Consider the following 2,298-nt stretch of genomic DNA (forward strand, 5'->3'; position numbering starts at 1 on the left):
GTCAACTTTACCCCCTCATCCAATTGATTATTCATTAATGAGAAATAAATGCAGTAAACCATAGATTGAATCGGTCCAACCAAACGCTTTATATAATTTTCTCCCCAAAAATATGACTTGACCCAAAAAACTCGTATTTATACACTACTCCCCTATCTTTCAGATACAAAAATACTTTTGCGAGCAAACCATCAACATCACCGATCAACTCGGGTGGCAAAATACCTTTTCTTGTAATCGCATCATCGAGCAACAAATTTGCTACAGCTGTAACCGTATATCCGGTTGTTCTTGCCATAGATGATGTATTGGTTTCCCGGTTATATTCATCATATAAATTGTATACATGCTTAACTTCTTTTCCTCTTTCTTCACCTTCAACTTCTATTCTCATAATCGTAAATTCCTCCTCCTTTTCGTCGAGTTTCCACGCTTTTACTAATATACTGGAAGTTACTTCCAAAGGTGTGAATTCACCACCGTTAACCTTTACCTTTTCCGTACTGAAAAAACCACCTTCCTTCAACGATTTAATCAGGTCAATATGACCGGGATAGCGAAGTGTTTTTTCTTTCATATTCGGAATGTGCGACATTGTTTTAACCAACGACCGCAATCCATCCGTATTAAATGCCTCTAAAGTTCCTACCTCTTCAAAATCTACAAACTCAGCATCAGAAAGTGCTTCTCTCTCTACTTCTACTCCGTTTTCGATATACCTTGCCGGACGTGTGTATTCTTCAATTACGTCAACAGGCGAAAATGGTGCCTTATATTCAAATGGTTTACAACGTTTTTTCGGCAATCCCCCTACCAGGCACAAAAACTTATCTACTTTAATTGTCGAATTGTAATACCCTAAAATCATATTACCAATTCCCGGAGCCACACCACAATCAACAATGGCACTGACATTATTTATTTTGGCGAGTTCATCGAGTTCAAATGCATCTTCAGAAAAGAAAGAAATATCGACAACATCTTTTTTTGCTTCGATAATTGTCTTCAGTGTTTCGAATCCGAGAAACCCCGGAACGGCACAAATTACAAGATCAAAAGGGCTTAAAAACTCCTTTAAGGATTCTTTATCCCTTACGTCTATCTGCTCTACTTTTATCCTGTCACTTTTTAACTTATCCAGGGCCTCCTTATTGTAATCGGCAACTGTTACCAAATACTTTTCAGACATATCTACAGCTATGGCACTCCCAACCATTCCGGCTCCGATTACTCCAATTAATTTAGTTCCCATATCAATAAATTTTTATTATTAACGAACTTCTAAGTTAGCAATTACCACCGATAAACACCTCAAAATCAACACTTATTGTTTTGTTTTACAAAAAATAATGAAATTATAAATTATCTGCTCCATTTATTATCTTTATAGTTCATCCCGCAATATATTAGTAGCTGATATACTATGAGAAGGTAAGAGTTATATGACCGTGCTCAGCTTTTAGGGATGAAACATATTTAAGATATTTGCAGCAGTAAAAATCATAACAAAAGGGAAAATTATGAAAAAGTTAATTTTAGGATTGTTTCTGGGAGCAGCTATGCTTTCTTCCTGCGACAAAAATGAGGAAAAGGCAACACTTAACGTTCGTTTAACAGATGCTCCGGCAGCATATGAAGAAGTGATAATAAATGTTACTGATGTAAAAATTAATGTTTCGGCCGAAGATGAAAGCGGATGGCAGTCGATGGAAAATGTAAGTACAGGTGAATATAATCTATTGGATTTCACAAACGGATTAGACACACTGTTGGCTTCGCAAGAGTTACCTGCAGGAAAAATTTCGCAGATGCGTCTTATTTTGGGTGATGGCAATAAAGTTAAAATCGACGGAGAATATTTCGACCTGGATACTCCATCATCGCAACAGTCGGGTTTAAAATTCAATATCCATGCCGATTTAGCTGAAGGAGTTGTTTACAACCTGTGGATAGATTTTGATGCAAAACGTTCGATTGTAGAAAAAGGCAATGGTGGCTATTCTCTAAAACCGGTTATCCGTACTTTTACTGAAGCAACTTCGGGTGCTATAAAAGGAATAGTTAGCCCTGTAGAAGCACAAGCTTACATTATGGCCATTTCTGCATCACAGGACACATTAGGTACCTATGCCGATACAGAATCAGGCGAATTCCTGATCAGAGGTAGCGAAGAAGGAGTATATTCTGTAGAATTCGTACCTGTTGATGGTTTTGAAGAAAAAACAATAAATGATGTATTGGTAGTTACGGGTGAAGTTACTGATATGGGTACAATCGATATTGAAGAAGAAGTGGAAG

2 protein-coding genes are annotated in these 2,298 nt (G+C 37.1%); one reads left to right on the top strand and one right to left on the bottom strand.

All coding sequences use genetic code 11. From position 1 onward, the window contains the following. Positions 1–88 precede the first annotated feature (88 nt). Positions 89–1,252, bottom strand: a complete 1,164-nt coding sequence (locus ABFR62_14120; GenBank protein ID MEN8139553.1) for a saccharopine dehydrogenase C-terminal domain-containing protein — start codon at positions 1,250–1,252, stop codon at positions 89–91. Positions 1,253–1,520: 268 nt separating this feature from the next. On the opposite strand from ABFR62_14120, the gene ABFR62_14125 reads away from it, so the two are divergent. Next, the coding region (locus ABFR62_14125) for a DUF4382 domain-containing protein (GenBank protein MEN8139554.1) at positions 1,521–2,298 on the top strand (778 nt) is incomplete at its 3' end.

It is taken from the genome of Bacteroidota bacterium, from assembly GCA_039714315.1.
In the GTDB taxonomy this organism is placed as follows: domain Bacteria; phylum Bacteroidota; class Bacteroidia; order Flavobacteriales; family JADGDT01; genus JADGDT01.